The sequence below is a fragment of the Pseudomonas sp. Bc-h genome, assembly GCF_002080045.1.
Lineage (GTDB): Bacteria > Pseudomonadota > Gammaproteobacteria > Pseudomonadales > Pseudomonadaceae > Aquipseudomonas.
Window position 1 is genome coordinate 59,675 of the sequence record NZ_MUIN01000008.1, and the last position, 15,929, is coordinate 75,603.

Genomic DNA, 15,929 nt, shown 5'->3' on the forward strand with positions numbered 1-15,929 from the left:
ATAGCAAGGGAGGGAAATGGTGATGGATGCGCTCATGGGTTGTCAGTACCACTGCAGAACAATTCCCGCGAAGGCTTGATGGCGTTCAGCTTTGCTCTGTTGGATAGATAGAGTGCTCTCTATCCCACCAGACAAAATGAAAGTGCGCCTGCACGATAAATCCCCATGCTCGGCGCCTTTGCCCACCCAAACGGAACCTGAAAACGGAGTCGTACTGCTCAAGATCGAGCTGCCGCCAACGAGCCTGCGCTTCGCCAATGAGGTCCCCAACTTCGTGCCCGTGATGCATTTTGTGGCCGGTGTCGGAGGAAAAATTGTCAATTTCCTTCCAGGTCAACTGAGCGAACTGCAGAAAAGGTGGGTGAATGACAGCGTTCCATTCTTCATGCGTCCACTCGCGTGCCTCTCCCCACGACCAGATATCCCGGCGATCTGCCTTGGAGACGCACCATGACATACGTGAGTCAAATCGGCTTCCATCTTGGATGGCTTTGGGAATTTGCTTAGCCTCAGCGGCAGCGCGTGCCAGATGCGGAGCAAGACGAGGGATATCACCGACTAGCTGAGTGTTTATGTGCCGAGGTTGCTGCTGAACGTGCACCTTGGCAAGCAACGCCAGTTTGCCAGCTTCGAATCTGTCCTGCGCCAGCGCCTTTCTTAGCGCACGTGCCTCGCTCTTCTTCCCCATCGGGCGACTAAAGCGAGGAGTAGTATTCGTGGAGTGCGGCCTGCGGGATGATCGCTTCGGATGACGCGCCTACTGGCAGCCCCTGACGAGCTTCAAGCCAAGGGTTTTCCTGATGGGTGAGGTTGCTCAGCCATTGAGCGGTTTTGTCCCCGTAGAACGCGAGAACCTTGTCGACGTTGCCACGTTCGGCTTGTGTCAGACTTTCACTGTCAGCATCGTCGAACAATGAAGAGCTGACCTTGAACATCCCTCGGTGGCGCGCGTACAACGTGGGTATCACAGGACCGTTTGCCCAAGCTTGAAAGTCCTCAGGAAACAGCGGCTCTTCTTCCCAGACCAGACTCCACGCCTGGGCATAGTACATCAGCTTCTGAAGCTTCATGGCCGACACTTCGCCAGTGCGCTCTGTGATGTATTTGGCGACTTCAAAGATTCTTGCCATGCCGGATCCTGTATTCCCTGCTGGTTAGAGCGTGTGTGTTCGGATCGGAAGTATAGCGCTCATCCCTATCGACCCCTAACTGATCGCCCACAACATTCAGCCATCTGAATTGTAGGCTGCTTCCGAGATATCAGAGAATTGTCCCTAAATCAGAATCAGTAAGTCTCAATTCAGCCTAATTGTTATCGAATCGATCCCTCCTTAAAGTACACCCCATGCAGCAGCCACTGAGCCAGACAGCCAGACGCGGCGCCGCTTTTGACTCTTATCTCTCTCGATTGAAAAAGGAATGCACCGATGACCACTTACAAGCGCCTGGACAAGAACGACGCCGTACTGCTGCTGGTTGATCATCAGACGGGGTTGATTTCGCTGGTGCAGGATTTCTCGCCAAACGAGTTCAAGAACAACGTGCTGGCCCTGGCCGATTGCGGCAAGTTTTTCGATCTGCCGACGATCCTGACCACCAGTTTCGAGCAAGGCCCTAACGGTCCGCTGGTGCCGGAATTGAAAGAGATGTTTCCGGATGCGCCGTACATCGCTCGTCCTGGTCAGATCAACGCCTGGGACAACGAAGATTTCGTCAAGGCAATCAAGGCGACCGGCCGCAAGCAACTGATCATCGCCGGCGTAGTGACTGACGTCTGCGTGACGTTCCCGACGCTGAGTGCGCTGGCTGAAGGTTTCGATGTGTTCGTGGTGACCGACGCTTCGGGCACGTTCAACGAGGGCGTGCAGCAAGCAGCATGGAATCGCATGTCGGCAGCCGGTGCGCAGTTGATGAACTGGTTCTCGGTGGCTTGCGAGCTTCACCGCGACTGGCGCAACGACATTGAAGGCCTGGGCAATCTGCTGTCCCAGCGCATCCCGAACTATCGCAACCTGATGAACGGCTACACGGCGCTGACGGCCAAGAAGTAATCGAATGTGCCCCTGGAGCAGCATGGCTTGCTGGCGGTGACGTACTTGAGATCGCCACCGCCGGGAAGACGGACTGCTGCAGGGGTATATTTCATGGCAACTACTTCATCAGCCAGAAACTTCGCAAGTAGCCCATCAGGCGAACTGCGCTATCAACCATTCCTTCAAGCGCCGGCACGCGGGATCGTCGGCCTTCTTCTCGTCGATCAGCAGGTATTGAACGGCGTCCTTGAGGTCCAGTTGCTCGGCGACGGGTCTGACCAGTTTTCCCTGTTCGAGCAGATGCCCGATCAGGTGATCCCATCCCAGCGCGACCCCTTGATCATCCAGCGCCATTTGCGTGAGCAGGCTGTAATCATTGGTGCTGAAGTACTGCGGACTGTGTGAAGCGGGAATTTGCACATCGACGTTCTGGAAGGAAAACCAGACGTTCCAGTCGACCTGTTCCGACAGCTGCGAGCGCCCGTAAGGGTTGAGGTCCAGCAGGACGCTTTCTCGCAGACCTTCCATCGTTCGAACCTCTGGATGCTCCTGCAAATAGGCAGGCGTGCAAACCGGGTAGACGACCTCGTGAAACAGCGGAATGCGCTCGAACCCTGGACGCAGGTCGAACACTTTGGTGATGAAAATATCCGGTGTGACACCAGGCTCCATCGCCAGAAAATGCTGGGTGGTGATGACGTTCAAGTCGAGATCGGGGTTGGCGCTGAAGAACTCTTTCATGCGATGCGCCAGCCACATCGTCGAAAACGCAGGGGAACAACACAGCGTCAGGGTTCGCTTGTCATTGCTTTCGCGACGGATACGCTCGGTGGCATTGAAGATATTGGTGAGCGAGAGCTGCGCCGCGTCGAACAGTGCTGTGCCGGAGGCGGTCAACCTCACTTCCCTGCCGGTGCGAATGAACAGTTCAGTGTTCAGGTAGAGTTCGAGATCGCGAATCTGCCGGCTGATCGCAGCCTGGGTCACGCAGAGCGCTTCGGCCGCGCGGGTGAAGTTGCGATACTTGGCCGCCGCAACGAATGACCTCATCGCCTTGAATGAGGGCATTTGCATCAACACCTGATCCTGCCGCGCGTCTTTCGCCATAACAAAAACTACCTGCTTTCTCACAAAAAAAGTCGATTCAGCCGACTGGCCGCCAGCCCCTATGATTTATCCCACGCCGCTCTATGTGACGCTAGCGAATCCAGCTTTCAGCCTCAGTCGGCGGGCACAGACAAGGACAAGAACAATGCGTTATCGCAATGCCGGACATGCTTTCGCTCATGGCGTGCAGACACTCATACCGCTGATTCCCGGGGTGATTCCGTTCGGGTTGGTGACCGGGGTCATGGCGACCGAAATGGGCATGTCGCCAGGTACAACAATGGGCATGACCTTGTTGTTCTATTCCGGCTCGGCGCAGATGGTGGCCCTGCAATTGCTGCACAATGCGGCGCTGCCACTGACGGTGGTGGTGACCGCGCTGATCATCAACCTGCGCTTCATCATGTACAGCGCGTCACTCGCTGCGCACCTGCACAAGCTGCCCCGGCGCTGGACCTGGTCGATGACCTATCTGCTCTCCGACCAATCCTATGCGCTGTCGACCCTGAAACTGGCATCCGGCGAATTGGGGGTTCATGCCAAACACTTTTACATGGGCACGGCCCTGGCGATGTACCTGGCGTGGCAGTTTTCGGTGCTGGCGGGTGTGATTCTGGGGGCGCGCATTCCTGAAACCTGGTCGCTGGGTTTTGCCATTCCGCTGTCGTTTCTGGCGTTGCTTGTTCCCAATCTGCGCAGCGCCGCAACACTGGGCGCAGCTGTCGTCGGGGGTGCGCTGGCGGTGCTGGCAATCAAGCTGCCCTACAACCTCGGGCTGGTGGCTGCTTCCGTTGGCGGCGTCGTGGCGGGACTGCTGATCGAGAATCTGCGCAAAGGCGCCGCTCCCGACACTTCGACAAACGCCATGGAGAGGGAAGCGCAATGAGCGACGTGGTCCTGTGGGGGATATTTCTGGCAGTTGGCGTGGGCACCTTCGCCATGCGTCTTTCGTTCGTCGAGCTGTATGGAAAGTGGCAGATGCCCGCGCTACTGGAGCGAGCGTTGCGTTACGTTCCAGCGAGCGTGCTCGCAGCATTGGTGTTGCCTTCGGTGGTTTACCCGCCCGGCCAGAATGAGTGGGTGTTGAACAATCCACAGATACCTGCGGCCGTGATCGCGGCCTTCATTGCCTGGAAAACCCGGAGCACGTTGCTGACGCTGGGCGTGGGAATGGGCGCGCTCTGGGCGTTCAAGTTTCTTGGCAATATGGGGTAACAACTCGATATCTCGGCTGAGACCTGTGGGAGGTAGCTTGCTCGCGAATAGGAAGTTGCGGCCAACGTCACATGGCGTCTGTACCCGGGCGTTCGCGAGCAAACTCTCTCCCACGAAAGCACATCGTCCCTTTCAGCCTATAACCCCAGGCTATCGGTGTATGTGATGTTTTGACTAGACGCGACATAGCAACTTTCACACACTCCTCGCATGGCTGATCGACACGGCGGCCACTCATAACAAATACAAGAAAGAGGATCACCATGCGAACCGCATCCTTTCGACGCGCGTCCCGTCTGCTGCTCGGCTGCACCTTGATGTGCGCCACAGCAATCCCCACCCTCGCCCTCGCCGCATGGCAACCTGACAAGAACGTCGAGATCGTCGTGGCCGGTGGTCCAGGCGGCGGCACCGATCAACTCGGCCGTTTGATCCAGTCGATCATCAGCACCCACAAGTTTCTTGACGTGAACACCGTGGTCCTCAACAAGGGCGGTGGCAACGGGGCTGAAGCTTTCCTCGACATGAAGGTCTCCAAGGGTGATGCCGACAAACTGGTCATTGCCACCAACAACATCTATCTGCTGCCGCTGGTCTCCAAACTCGGTTATGAGTGGCAGGAACTGACCCCGGTCGCCGCCGTTGCCGAGGACGATTTCATCCTCTGGACCTACAAAGACGCGCCATGGAAGGACGCCAAAGGTTTCTACGATGCGGTCAAGACAGACCCTTCGAAAATGCGCATGGGCGGCAGTCAGTCCAAGGACGTCGACCAGACCCTGACCCTGCTGCTGAACCAGACCAACAACACCAAGCTGGTCTACATCCCGTTCAAGAGCGGTAGCGAAGCGGCCACGCAACTGGCGGGCAAACACATCGCCGCCAACGTCAACAACCCCGCCGAAAGCATCAGCCAGTGGCGCGGCGACCAGGTGCAGCCGCTGTGCGTATTCAGCAAGGACCGCATGGGCTACACCGAGAAGGTCGCGGGTGACAAATCCTGGGCCGACGTGCCGACCTGTCACGAGGCCGGCCTGGGCATCGATCAATACCGTTTCCCGCGCACCATTTTCATGCCGGGCAATGTCAGCGCCGAGCAGCGCGCCTTCTACATCGACCTGATGCGCAAGGTCTCCGAAACACCTGAGTTCAAGGCCTACGTGACGCAGAACGCGCTGGTGCCGACCTTCCTCGAAGGCGATCAACTGACCGCCTACATCGAGAAGGACACCGCACGCGTCACCCCGGTTTTCAAGGAAGCCGGCTGGCTGCGCAACTGATCCGCCCCGCTGCCGTTCGCCTGTGAACAATGGCGCGCGGCAGCCACTCGCTGGAGGTGTTTGATGTCCAATTCTTCTCACTCGACCTCGCTGGTCGGCACCCGCTGGGTGGAACTCGGTCTCGCTGCGTTCACCCTGCTGATCGGTGCAGTGGTGATGTTCGGCAGCATCGAGCAAGGCATCGGCTGGGGCGACGCTGGCCCTGAGCCCGGCTATTTCCCTTTCTATATCGGCCTGCTGCTGGCCACCGCCAGCCTGGCGAACGCTGTGTTGACGTTCGTGCGCTGGAAACCCCTGAGCATCAGCTTCGTCAGCCGTGGCGAGTTCAAACAGGTGTTGTCGGTGTTCATACCCATCGCCCTCTTCGTCTGCGCCATGCCCTTCACCGGCATCTACCTGGCGTCTGCAGTGTTCATCGCCTGGTTCATGTGGCGCGACAAGGTCCGCGCCAAGCCTTACGGGTTATTCATGATCGGTAGCGTTTCGGTCGGGGCCGTGGTCGCCAGCTTTTTGATTTTCGACCTGTGGTTCAAGGTGCCACTGGACGCGGGGCCCATGGGCGACTTGATCGCAATGGCCGGGAGATCGCTGAAATGAGCGAATTCGATTCTCTGCTGCAAGGCATGAACCTGATCCTCACGCCCGGCCATATCGGGCTGATGGTGGTCGGCGTTCTGCTGGGCATTCTGGTCGGTGTCTTGCCCGGCCTCGGTGCACCCAATGGCGTGGCGTTGCTGCTGCCGCTCACCTTCACCATGTCGCCGGTGTCGGCGATCATCCTGCTATCGTGCATGTATTGGGGGGCGCTGTTCGGCGGGTCGATTACCTCGATTCTGTTCAATATTCCTGGCGAGCCGTCATCGGTGGCGACGACCTTCGACGGTTATCCCATGGCGCGTGACGGCCGGGCCGCCGAAGCCCTCACGGCTGCATTCAGCTCCGCGCTGATCGGCGCACTTGCAGGCGTCTTGCTGCTGACCTTCCTGTCGACTCGCATCGCTGAATTCGCGATGACCTTCAGTTCGCCGGAGTTCTTCGCGGTTTACCTGTTGGCCTTCTGCACCTTCATTGGCATGAGCAAGAACCCGCCGCTGAAAACCGTGGTCGCCATGATGATCGGTTTCGCGATGGCCGCCGTCGGCATGGACACCGTTTCCGGCAACCTGCGCCTGACCTTCGATCAACCAGCACTGATGACCGGCATCAGCTTCGAAGTGGCAGTGATCGGCCTGTTCGGCATCGGCGAGATTCTCTGCACTGTCGAAGAGGGCCTGGTGTTCCGTGGCGAGCATGCGCGCATCACGCCGATGGTCATTCTGCGCACCTGGGCCAAACTACCACGCTACTGGTTCACCATCCTGCGCAGTACCATCGTCGGTTGCTGGATGGGTGTGACTCCGGGCGGCCCGACTGCCGCCTCATTCATGAGCTACAGCATTGCCCGGCGCTTCTCGAAGAACCGCGACAACTTCGGCAAAGGCGAGCTGGAAGGCGTCATCGCCCCGGAAACCGCCGACCACGCAGCGGGCACCAGCGCTTTGCTGCCAATGCTGACGTTGGGCATTCCTGGCTCCGCGACCGCGGCGGTGATGCTCGGCGGCCTGATGATCTGGGGCCTGCACCCTGGTCCTACGCTGTTTGCCGAGCAACACGATTTCGTCTGGGGCCTGATCGCCAGCATGTATCTGGGCAACGTGGTCAGTCTGCTGGTGGTGCTGGCGACGGTGCCGCTGTTTGCGTCGATCCTGCGGATCCCGTTCTCGATCATCGCGCCGATCATCATCATGGTCTGCGCCATCGGGGCTTACTCGGTGCACAACTCGATGTTCGACGTGATGCTGATGCTGGGCTTTGGCGCGCTGGGTTATCTGTTCAAGAAACTCGGCTATCCGATTGCACCGTTGGTACTCGCCGCTGTGTTGGGCGACAAGGCCGAAGATGCGTTTCGCCAGTCAATGCTGTTCTCTGACGGGCAACTGGGAATCTTCTGGTCCAACCCGCTGGTCGGCAGTCTGACCACCGCCGCGTTGCTGATGCTGTTCTGGCCGCTGATCTCGGGTGGCATCAAAGCCGCCTTTGGCTGGCGTAATCGTCACGCAATCAAGCCGAAAACACTGTGATGACAAGCAATGCTGGAAATGCCCTGCAGTTCTTGTCAGGCTCGCCGCAGTCTTTCACGCGAGCCAATCACATGACCCGGATTCCTGAGGCCAACGTTATCCACAGCCGCCTGCGCCTGCGCCAGTTGCGGCTGATGCTGGCCTTGCAGGAATTGGGCTCGCTGCGCCGCGCCGCCGACAACATCGGCATGACCCAGCCGGCGGCAACCAAAATGCTGCACGAGGCCGAGGACCTGCTCGGGGTCGAACTGTTCGAGCGCCTGCCACGTGGCATGCGCCCGACGCCGTTCGGTGAAACGGTCATCTATTACGCGCGCATGGTCTTCGCTGAACTGAGCGGCATGCGCGAAGAACTGGTGGCGCTGGAGTCGGGAAATCTCGGGCGCGTGGCGGTCGGCGCGATTCCTGCGCTGGCCTCGGGCCTGCTGACCCGGACCATCGCCAACCTCAAGCAGAGCCATCCGCGTCTGTCGATGAGCATTCAGGTCGACACCAGCGATGTGCTGGTCCAGGCGCTGTTGCAGGATCAGCTCGACGTCGTGCTGGGCCGGATCCCCGGCGGCGCGCGAGCCGAAGAACTGCTGTTCGACAGCCTGGGCGAAGAGGAACTGTGCGTTATCGCCGGCGCCAGGAACCCGCTGGTCAACGCTAAGGATCTGAGCTGGTCCGCGTTGCAAAACGAAACCTGGGTGCTGCAACAACATCCAAGCCCTATGCGCGCCATCGTCAATCAGGTATTCCACAACGCCCGCGTCGACATCCCCAACAGCATCGTCGAAACCACCTCGATCATGACCTTGCTCTCACTGGTGCAGCAGACTGACATGCTCGGCATCACCCCGGTTTCCGTGGTCGAAGACTACGCCGGGCGAGACTTGCTCGCCGTCCTGCCCATCAGCTTCGAAGCGCGCCTTCCGCCCTATGGATTGATCACTCGCCGTCATCGCATTCAGTCGTCGGCGATGCAGGCGTTCATCAGTTCGGTGAAGATCGAGCACTCGAACGCTCAGGGTTGATCGTTCGGGCATCGATCGCGTTTTTTACTGAAATCGGAACAATCCGTAAGACGGCAAACACCGCCCGCGTAGGACCGTTCTGAAACCGCAAAACCCGCCCCCTCTTTCCCCTTAACAGCCCGGATTGCCTGTCCCATCCTTGCCAGCACTTCACTCGGCAAGGAATCGGCGACATGGCATTTGATGGATTTATCAAACTCGATGGCATCGCAGGCGAGTCACTGGATCAACGACATAAAGACTGGATTGAGATCGTTGCCTATAACTTCGGCGTCAACCAGAGCACCTCGGCGAGCGCCAGTTCAAACGGCGGCGCGGGCTCAGGTCGGGCCAGCCTGACGGACTTCAGCTTTAGCAAACGCCTGGACAAATCCAGCGCCCGACTCTTCGAGGCCAGTTGCTCCGGCGAACACATCAAAGAACTGACCCTGTGCCTGTACCGCGCCGGTGGTGAAAAACTCAAATACTACGAAGTGCGCCTCGAAGAAGTCATCATCTCGGACTTCTCGCAAAACGGCGAAAGCGGCGAACCGCTGGAAGAAGTGCAGATCAACTTCGGCCGCATCAATATCGTCTACACCCAACAGATACGCAGCGATGGCGCCGCCGCGGGCAACATCTCCGGCGGCTGGGACCGCATCGCCAACAAGCGCTTCAGCTGAGGCGCAGACATGAGCAAACCGTACGTTTTCATCAACGAGCAGATGCAATCCTATGCCACGTTGAAAAACCGCGTCGGCGGCGGCGCAAAGTTTGACGTGCTCAATGCGCACATCCGCAATGTGGTGGTCATGCCCGGTCAGGTAGTAATCATGGGCGACCTTTCGACCCGCACCTTGACCGGCGAAGAAATCGAACTGATGCACTACGCCAAAAACGCCCGCAGACAACTGCGCCAACATCAGGCCGGAGCCGATGGGCAGGTCATCGAGAACTACGACCTGCTGCAGCACATGCTCGGGTATGGATCGTTGGGGCTCGGCGCCGCGACGGGAAGCTGGGGCGCACACCTGGGGGGTGTCAAGAACACCCTGGAGGACATCGACCGTCTGTACAAACTGTCACTCACGCGAGGCACCCCCATCGCCCGGCAGGAGTTCATCAACCAGCGCAAAGCCCTCTTCGCCAAACTTGATATCCAACTGCAAGGCATCGCCCGATGGGGGACGAAGCTGAAAAAGAAGGGATCGATTAAAAAGATGCTCGGGATTTCGACGAAGAGTTATTTGCATACGGGGGAGATACAGGGGTATGCGAAGAAGGTCGGAGGTGTGGCGAAGGCAGTCAAAGTTCTGAAACACGGGACAGCTGTCGGAATAGGGATGAATATAGTGTCTACCGCTCTGGAAGTAAAAGAGGCGTGCACCACTGGAAGAGATGACTTATGCAAGAGGGCTCACTACGTGGAAGGCGCTAAACTGGTCTCGGGGGTTGCCGGCGGTTCTATCGGCGGTGCTGCCGGAGGCTACTTAGCGGCAAACATTTGCACTGTCGTGTTCGCTCTTCCAACAGGAGGATTAAGTGTCCTTGGGTGTGGAATAGTTGGTGGACTGGTAGGTGGATATGCTGGGGGAGCCATGGGCGAGTGGCACGGCGAACTTGCGGGCGAGATGCTCTATGATTGGGTTCCAAAGTGATGCAGCCGACGCTGGGTATTCTGTCACTCATCCTGCTTTGCTGTACGCTCTTAACGACACTGACCATGGCCATTTTCTGTTATCGAAAAATCGATCTGCTCGAGGGTTGCCTGGAAGACTGCAAATGCATATCGGACACTCGGTCCAGCTGGGGCGGGGGCATCATAGGAAGGCAAATGCGGATGAACATGATTTCGATAGTCATGACATTCCCCAAAATAATGCACGCCAAGGGATACATATCTGCAGACGCCAATATGAGAATCCCTAGAAATTTGAGAAGGCAGGTATTTTGGCATTATCTAGCCCTGCATCTGGTCTTCGTATGCATGATCGCATTTTGCGTTTTCATTAAGCTCCAATAAGGGCTTAGAGAGTATCTCTATAAGTGGACACCATGAGCAATGTACCTAGCGGTTTGTTGGCGTTTATCGTCCTGTCCGCCACGTTGGTACACATTGCGGGCTCCTATATATTTTTCCGACTGAACCTGGAAAAAATTGAAGACCAACTCAGTGATATCGATATGTTCTACCTGAACAAAAACTACTATGGCGACAGTTTCCTGGGTCGTAAGATGAGAGAAAACTTCATCACGCTGGTGCTCGTAGCCCCAGAAATATTCAAGAAGCAGGAGATCATCCCCCGACACAAACTTCTAAAGCTTTCGTATGGTTTGAGATGCGGAGTGCGGTTCATATTTCTATCGATGGCAGCCATCTGTTCATCAGCGGTGCTGTTGTACTTTTTTCGACTCCGCCACTGAAAGCAGAGAGTCGGACACTTAGCGAGTGGCTGAGCGCCCAGTCTCTCTGAACTGATGACTCTAGACTCGACAGGGCCTGAAGCCTGCCAGCGCTCGAGCTGTTCGACGCCCGCTGCTACGCAGAAAGAGTTTACGAATTGGAGAGCCTAATGCCGGTTCTAGCCTGTTTTGTGTTTATTTGGCTAATTTCTTCTTGCGCCAACCTCATCGTCATGACGTGGTTTACCTACCACAATATCGATGTCATCGAGCGACACCTGTCTGGCTGCAAGGCATTGCTGCCACCAGGGAACTATGGAAAGAAGGCTTCAGAGATTTAAGCAATTTACATCTGGCTTTTCGTCAATGTCGGGTTTCTGGCTGCGTTGTACTACGCGGTCAAGATTGCTAGATAGCCGATCCGCGCCAAGCACACCCTGCCCCTGCCAACACAAGCCCTGAACCATTCCCCGGCTTTTCCTCTCTTAGTCCCAGCAAGTCAGACGACCGGCCTCTCCCGCCGTCTACACTTCCCACACGACTAAAAGAGGATTGCTCCCATGCTCTGGAAAAAAGGACGTCGCAGTGACAACGTCGTCGACGCGCGCGACGACACCGGAGGCGGTGGCGGGATGCGCATCGGTGACAAGGGGCTGGGTATTGGCGGGATTGTGATCATTGTCGCGATCGGGCTGCTGACCGGGCAAGACCCCATGCAGATTCTCGGGCAGATCGCAGGCCAGATGGGCACGCAACAGGGCTCTCAGCAGGGGACGGCCGTGAACCCGCAAACGCGTCAGGCGCCTCCGGCCAACGACGAGCAGGCGGATTTCGTGCGGGCGGTCCTTGGCGACACGGAGGACACGTGGGGCCAGATTTTCCAGCAGGCGGGTCGTCAATATAAAAATCCGACGCTGATTCTGTTTCGTGGCCAGGTGCATTCGGCCTGCGGTTACGCGACTTCTGCCAGCGGACCATTTTATTGCCCGGGGGACCAGCGGGTGTATCTGGACATGGATTTCTTCCGCGAAATGACGCAAAGGTTCAAAGCAGCAGGGGATTTCGCTCAAGCCTACGTAATTGCGCATGAAGTTGGCCATCATGTGCAGACCTTGCTGGGGGTTTCAGCTAAAGTTGACGCCGCCCGTCAGCGCGGAATGCGCATGGAAGGTGACAACGGTCTGCTGGTGCGTCAGGAGCTGCAGGCTGACTGCCTCGCCGGTGTCTGGGCCTCTAACGCGCAAAAGCGTTTGAACTGGCTCGAGCCCGGTGATATTGAAGAGGCGCTGAACGCGGCCAACGCCATCGGCGATGACCGTTTGCAGCAACAGAGCCAGGGCCGTGTCGTGCCGGACTCGTTCACCCATGGGTCGTCTGCCCAGCGGGTTCGCTGGTTCAAGACAGGTTTTGCCCAGGGACAAATCAACCAATGCGATACGTTCGCCGCCAAGAGCCTCTGATCACATGATGAAACCGCTTTCGATCCTGTTGTTGGGCACCCTGATGAGCGTTACCGCTCATGCTGCGGATCAGGCGGTCAAATCCATCAGCCCCGACCGGCTGCTGATCAATGGAACATCTCAGGCCACGCTGGGCCTGAGCCAGAGTTGGGTACATCCCAACCCGCAGATCCAGCGGGTAGTCATCGTTTTTCACGGTCGCCTGCGCAATGCCCAGACGTATCTGCGCAGCGTCGAACGTGCGGCCAACCAGTCCAAGCAGCGGTCGAAAACCCTGCTGATTGCGCCGCAGTTCCTCGACGAGAAAGACATCACCGCCCACCATCTGCCGGAAACCATTCTGCGCTGGCATGCCAACGACTGGATGGCAGGCGATAAGTCCATGGGGGCCAAGCCGATCAGTTCATTCGTGGTCATCGACCATATTCTCAAGCGCCTGAGCGACAGCAAGCTGTTCCCGAACCTGAAGGAAATCGTGATTGCCGGGCATTCCGGGGGCGCGCAGGTGGTGCAGCGCTACGCGATGATCGGCGGCAAGGAAGACGCGCTGCTGAAGAAGGAAGGCATCAAGCTGCGCTACGTGATCGCCAACCCTTCGTCCTATGCGTATTTCGATGCCACTCGCCCGACGCCGGTGACGGCGGCCAGCTGTCCTGCTTTCGACACCTGGAAGTACGGCCTGAACAAGCTGCCAGCCTACGCAGGCAAGGATACGGCCGCCGAGCTTGAAGCCGCGTACGTGAAGCGCGACATCACTTATCTGCTGGGCGAACTGGACACTGACCCGAATCATCCTGCGCTGGACAAGGATTGCGGTGCAGAGGCACAAGGGCCGAATCGTATGGCTCGCGGGCACAACTACTTCGACTACCTGACCAAGCGCCATCCGGAAGGCCTCAACCAGCGTCTGGTGGAGGTGAAAGGGGTCGGCCACAACGGCGAAGGGATGTTTACCTCGCCTGAAGGGCAGACGGCGCTGTTCAAGGGGAATTGATTGACAGTGTCTGCCGAAGGCTCAGGCATCTCCACGAAGCCCCGGCGGACGCTTGATGTGTGAGAGGGAGTTGAATTACCTCCCTGTTTCTCCCTGCAGCATCGCCTGCAACGCGACACAATCATCCGCATGCCAGTCCGTCAATTCGGGCCAGGGATTTTCCGGCAGGTTGACCAGCACCGTGTGCGTGCCTGCCGCTCTGCCGCAGGCCAGATCGAACTGGTAGTCGCCGACCATCACCATCTGCGAAGGCTCGACGCTCCACGCTTCGGCCAGCTTCAACAGGCCGCCCGGATGTGGCTTGGGCGGCGCTTCGTCGCGACCGAGCACATCCTCGACCTCGAAACAGTCGGCAATACCGATGGCTTCGAGCGTCACATGGGCCAGCTCCCGCGCATTGCGGGTGAGAATGCCCAGGCGATAACCGCGCCCGGCCAGCTCTCTGACCAGTTCCACCGCGCCAACCGCAGGTTTCGATGCCACTGCCAGCTCCCGCTCGTGTTCCAGCAACCAAGCGTGCTTGGCCGCGGCGACGTCGGCAGGGAGAGCCGCAAGATGGGTGAGGATGTCGTCTTCCTGCGGAATGCTCAGAGCGCGTTTGATCGCGGGAAAGTCATGCACGGCAATGGTCAGCGTGCCGTCCATGTCGAACACCCAGTGCCGCAGTTGCGAGAGACTCATGCCCAGTCCTTGCGGTGGCGAATCAAGCCTTCCTGGCTGACCGACGCCACGAGTTTGCCTGCGCGGTTGTACACGCTGCCTCGGGAGAAGCCGCGAGAATTGCCGGCCCATGGGCTGTCCATGGCATAGAGCAGCCATTCATCGGCACGCAGTTCACCGTGGAACCACAACGAGTGGTCGAGGCTGGCGATCTGCATGTCCTTCTGCCAGACCGTCTTGCCGTGGGGCAGCAGCGAGGTTGTCAGCAGATTGAAATCCGAAGCGTAGGCGAGCATGTATTTGTGCAGCGCCGGGATGTCGGGCAGTGTGCCGTCGGCGCGAAACCAAACGTACTTCACCGGTTCGGTCGGCTTGGGGTTGTAGGGGTCGGATTCGGTCACCGGGCGGAATTCGATCGGTTTGGGGCACAGCAGTTTGTCTTTCATGTGCGCCGGAATCAGGTGCTCGCGCTGACGCATCAGTTCAAGTTCCGAGGGCAGGTTCTCCGGCCCCACCACTTGCGGCATCTGGCTCTGGTGCTCGAAGCCTTCTTCGTCGTACTGAAATGACGCGCTGCAGGTGAAGATCGGATGGCCCTTTTGAATAGCAGTGACGCGGCGAGTGCTGAAGCTGCCGCCATCGCGCACCCGGTCGACCTGATAGACCACGGGCAGATGCGCATCGCCAGGGCGCAGAAAGTAGCCGTGCAGCGAGTGCACATGGCGCTCGTCTTCGACGGTCTTGCTCGCCGCCGACAGCGACTGCCCCAACACCTGACCGCCAAACAGCTGGCGAAAGCCAAGGTCCTGGCTGCGGCCGCGGAAGAGATTTTCTTCGATCGGCTCCAGGCTCAACAGCGATACCAGATCATCCAGCACATGGCTCATTCGGGGCTCCTCGCACACGGTCTTCACACAGTCATTACATTAGCCGGACATGCGCGCCGGGCAGCGGCACGCATGGGGAATGGGCGAGATGATACAGATCTTTGCGCGATTCCCGCCAATCACAGGGTGGCGAGCCACTGCTGGCGGTTGATGCGATACAACACATGAGGCCGCAGCGGGTGGCCCTCGGGAAGCGTGGGATGGTCGAAATCATCGGCGGGGTTGTTGTGCATCCCGATGGCCTGCATGACCTTTTGCGAAGGCAGGTTGCTGACGGCGGTGAAGGACACGATCTCATCCAGTTCCACGTGTTCGAAGCCGCAGCCGAGCACGGTCCATGCGGCTTCGCTGGCGTAGCCCAGGCCCCAGTGTTCGCGCGCCAGGCGCCAGCCGATCTCGACCGCTGGCGTGAACGCTGTATTGAAGCCCACCACATTCAGCCCGGTAAAACCGATGAACTCGCCGGTGTCCTTGCGCTCGAGCGCCCACAAGCCAAAGCCGTATTCGGCAAAATGACCGCGCACCCGACCAATCATCTTGGCGCTTTCCAGCCGGGTAAGCGGCGCAGGAAAATAGCGCATGACCTGTGGATCAGCGCACATCTGCGCAAAGGCTGGCAAATCATCATCGCGCCACTGACGCATCAACAAGCGTGCGCTGTTGAGCTCAAGTATCGGCTCCATCGAACATCTCCCCTGCCCCACACATCATATTGCTCGTCAGTATGTCAGTGCCCGCTCACCTATATGGCTGTGCGGTGCCGGCCATAACTGGC

At 58.3% G+C, this 15,929-nt stretch carries 18 protein-coding genes; 12 read left to right on the top strand and 6 right to left on the bottom strand.

What is annotated here, in order from left to right:
• Window positions 1–85: 85 nt before the first annotated feature.
• Window positions 86–688: a hypothetical protein gene (locus BWR59_RS15465; protein WP_081566521.1), complete on the bottom strand. Its 603-nt coding sequence runs from the start codon at window positions 686–688 to the stop codon at window positions 86–88.
• Between the two features lie 7 nt (window positions 689–695).
• Window positions 696–1,130, bottom strand: coding sequence for a type II toxin-antitoxin system antitoxin SocA domain-containing protein (locus BWR59_RS15470; protein ID WP_081566522.1), 435 nt, complete (start codon window positions 1,128–1,130; stop codon window positions 696–698).
• A 297-nt stretch (window positions 1,131–1,427) separates the two neighbouring features.
• Here BWR59_RS15470 and ycaC point away from each other — a divergent pair, with 297 nt between their 5' ends.
• Window positions 1,428–2,051: an isochorismate family cysteine hydrolase YcaC gene (ycaC, locus tag BWR59_RS15475; RefSeq protein WP_081566523.1), complete on the top strand. Its 624-nt coding sequence runs from the start codon at window positions 1,428–1,430 to the stop codon at window positions 2,049–2,051.
• A gap of 135 nt (window positions 2,052–2,186) precedes the next feature.
• Here the strand turns inward: ycaC and BWR59_RS15480 are convergent, their stop codons facing one another.
• Window positions 2,187–3,101, bottom strand: a complete 915-nt coding sequence (locus BWR59_RS15480) for a LysR family transcriptional regulator (protein WP_081566692.1) — start codon at window positions 3,099–3,101, stop codon at window positions 2,187–2,189.
• A 184-nt stretch (window positions 3,102–3,285) separates the two neighbouring features.
• On the opposite strand from BWR59_RS15480, the gene BWR59_RS15485 reads away from it, so the two are divergent.
• The 11 genes from BWR59_RS15485 to BWR59_RS15540 all read left to right on the top strand — a co-directional run bounded on the left by BWR59_RS15485 (window position 3,286) and on the right by BWR59_RS15540 (window position 13,607).
• Window positions 3,286–4,026: an AzlC family ABC transporter permease gene (locus BWR59_RS15485; protein ID WP_081566524.1), complete on the top strand. Its 741-nt coding sequence runs from the start codon at window positions 3,286–3,288 to the stop codon at window positions 4,024–4,026.
• Window positions 4,023–4,355: an AzlD domain-containing protein gene (locus tag BWR59_RS15490; RefSeq protein WP_081566525.1), complete on the top strand. Its 333-nt coding sequence runs from the start codon at window positions 4,023–4,025 to the stop codon at window positions 4,353–4,355. The genes BWR59_RS15485 and BWR59_RS15490 overlap by 4 nt, the downstream gene beginning before the upstream one ends.
• Window positions 4,356–4,618: 263 nt before the next feature.
• Window positions 4,619–5,635: a tripartite tricarboxylate transporter substrate binding protein gene (locus BWR59_RS15495; protein ID WP_081566526.1), complete on the top strand. Its 1,017-nt coding sequence runs from the start codon at window positions 4,619–4,621 to the stop codon at window positions 5,633–5,635.
• Window positions 5,636–5,698: 63 nt separating this feature from the next.
• The gene (locus BWR59_RS15500; RefSeq protein WP_081566527.1) at window positions 5,699–6,232 is read left to right on the top strand and encodes a tripartite tricarboxylate transporter TctB family protein; all 534 of its coding nucleotides are present in this window, start codon (window positions 5,699–5,701) and stop codon (window positions 6,230–6,232) included.
• Window positions 6,229–7,755 (top strand): tripartite tricarboxylate transporter permease, encoded by a 1,527-nt coding sequence (locus BWR59_RS15505; RefSeq protein ID WP_081566528.1) that lies wholly within the window; start codon window positions 6,229–6,231, stop codon window positions 7,753–7,755. The genes BWR59_RS15500 and BWR59_RS15505 overlap by 4 nt, the downstream gene beginning before the upstream one ends.
• A 71-nt stretch (window positions 7,756–7,826) precedes the next feature.
• Entirely contained in the window at window positions 7,827–8,771 is a 945-nt protein-coding gene (locus BWR59_RS15510; protein ID WP_081566693.1) for a LysR family transcriptional regulator, read from the top strand.
• A 173-nt stretch (window positions 8,772–8,944) separates the two neighbouring features.
• Window positions 8,945–9,433, top strand: a complete 489-nt coding sequence (locus tag BWR59_RS15515; protein WP_081566529.1) for a type VI secretion system tube protein Hcp — start codon at window positions 8,945–8,947, stop codon at window positions 9,431–9,433.
• A gap of 9 nt (window positions 9,434–9,442) precedes the next feature.
• Complete coding sequence (locus BWR59_RS15520; RefSeq protein ID WP_081566530.1) at window positions 9,443–10,408, top strand: hypothetical protein; 966 nt, start codon at window positions 9,443–9,445, stop codon at window positions 10,406–10,408.
• A gap of 397 nt (window positions 10,409–10,805) precedes the next feature.
• Window positions 10,806–11,174, top strand: a complete 369-nt coding sequence (locus tag BWR59_RS15530; protein ID WP_081566532.1) for a hypothetical protein — start codon at window positions 10,806–10,808, stop codon at window positions 11,172–11,174.
• A 539-nt stretch (window positions 11,175–11,713) separates the two neighbouring features.
• The gene (locus tag BWR59_RS15535) at window positions 11,714–12,613 is read left to right on the top strand and encodes a neutral zinc metallopeptidase (protein ID WP_081566533.1); all 900 of its coding nucleotides are present in this window, start codon (window positions 11,714–11,716) and stop codon (window positions 12,611–12,613) included.
• Window positions 12,614–12,617: 4 nt separating this feature from the next.
• On the top strand, window positions 12,618–13,607 hold the full coding sequence (locus BWR59_RS15540) for a hypothetical protein (protein WP_081566534.1): 990 nt from the start codon (window positions 12,618–12,620) through the stop codon (window positions 13,605–13,607).
• Window positions 13,608–13,682: 75 nt separating this feature from the next.
• On the opposite strand, the gene BWR59_RS15545 is transcribed toward BWR59_RS15540, so the two are convergent.
• The 3 genes from BWR59_RS15545 to BWR59_RS15555 all read right to left on the bottom strand — a co-directional run bounded on the left by BWR59_RS15545 (window position 13,683) and on the right by BWR59_RS15555 (window position 15,837).
• A complete protein-coding gene (locus tag BWR59_RS15545) occupies window positions 13,683–14,288 on the bottom strand; it encodes an HAD family hydrolase (RefSeq protein ID WP_081566535.1) in 606 nt (201 codons plus the stop codon).
• Window positions 14,285–15,154: an acyl-CoA thioesterase II gene (gene tesB, locus BWR59_RS15550; protein WP_081566536.1), complete on the bottom strand. Its 870-nt coding sequence runs from the start codon at window positions 15,152–15,154 to the stop codon at window positions 14,285–14,287. Before tesB ends, BWR59_RS15545 begins: the two co-directional genes overlap by 4 nt.
• Before the next feature lie 119 nt (window positions 15,155–15,273).
• Window positions 15,274–15,837, bottom strand: coding sequence for a GNAT family N-acetyltransferase (locus BWR59_RS15555; RefSeq protein WP_081566537.1), 564 nt, complete (start codon window positions 15,835–15,837; stop codon window positions 15,274–15,276).
• Window positions 15,838–15,929 lie beyond the last annotated feature (92 nt).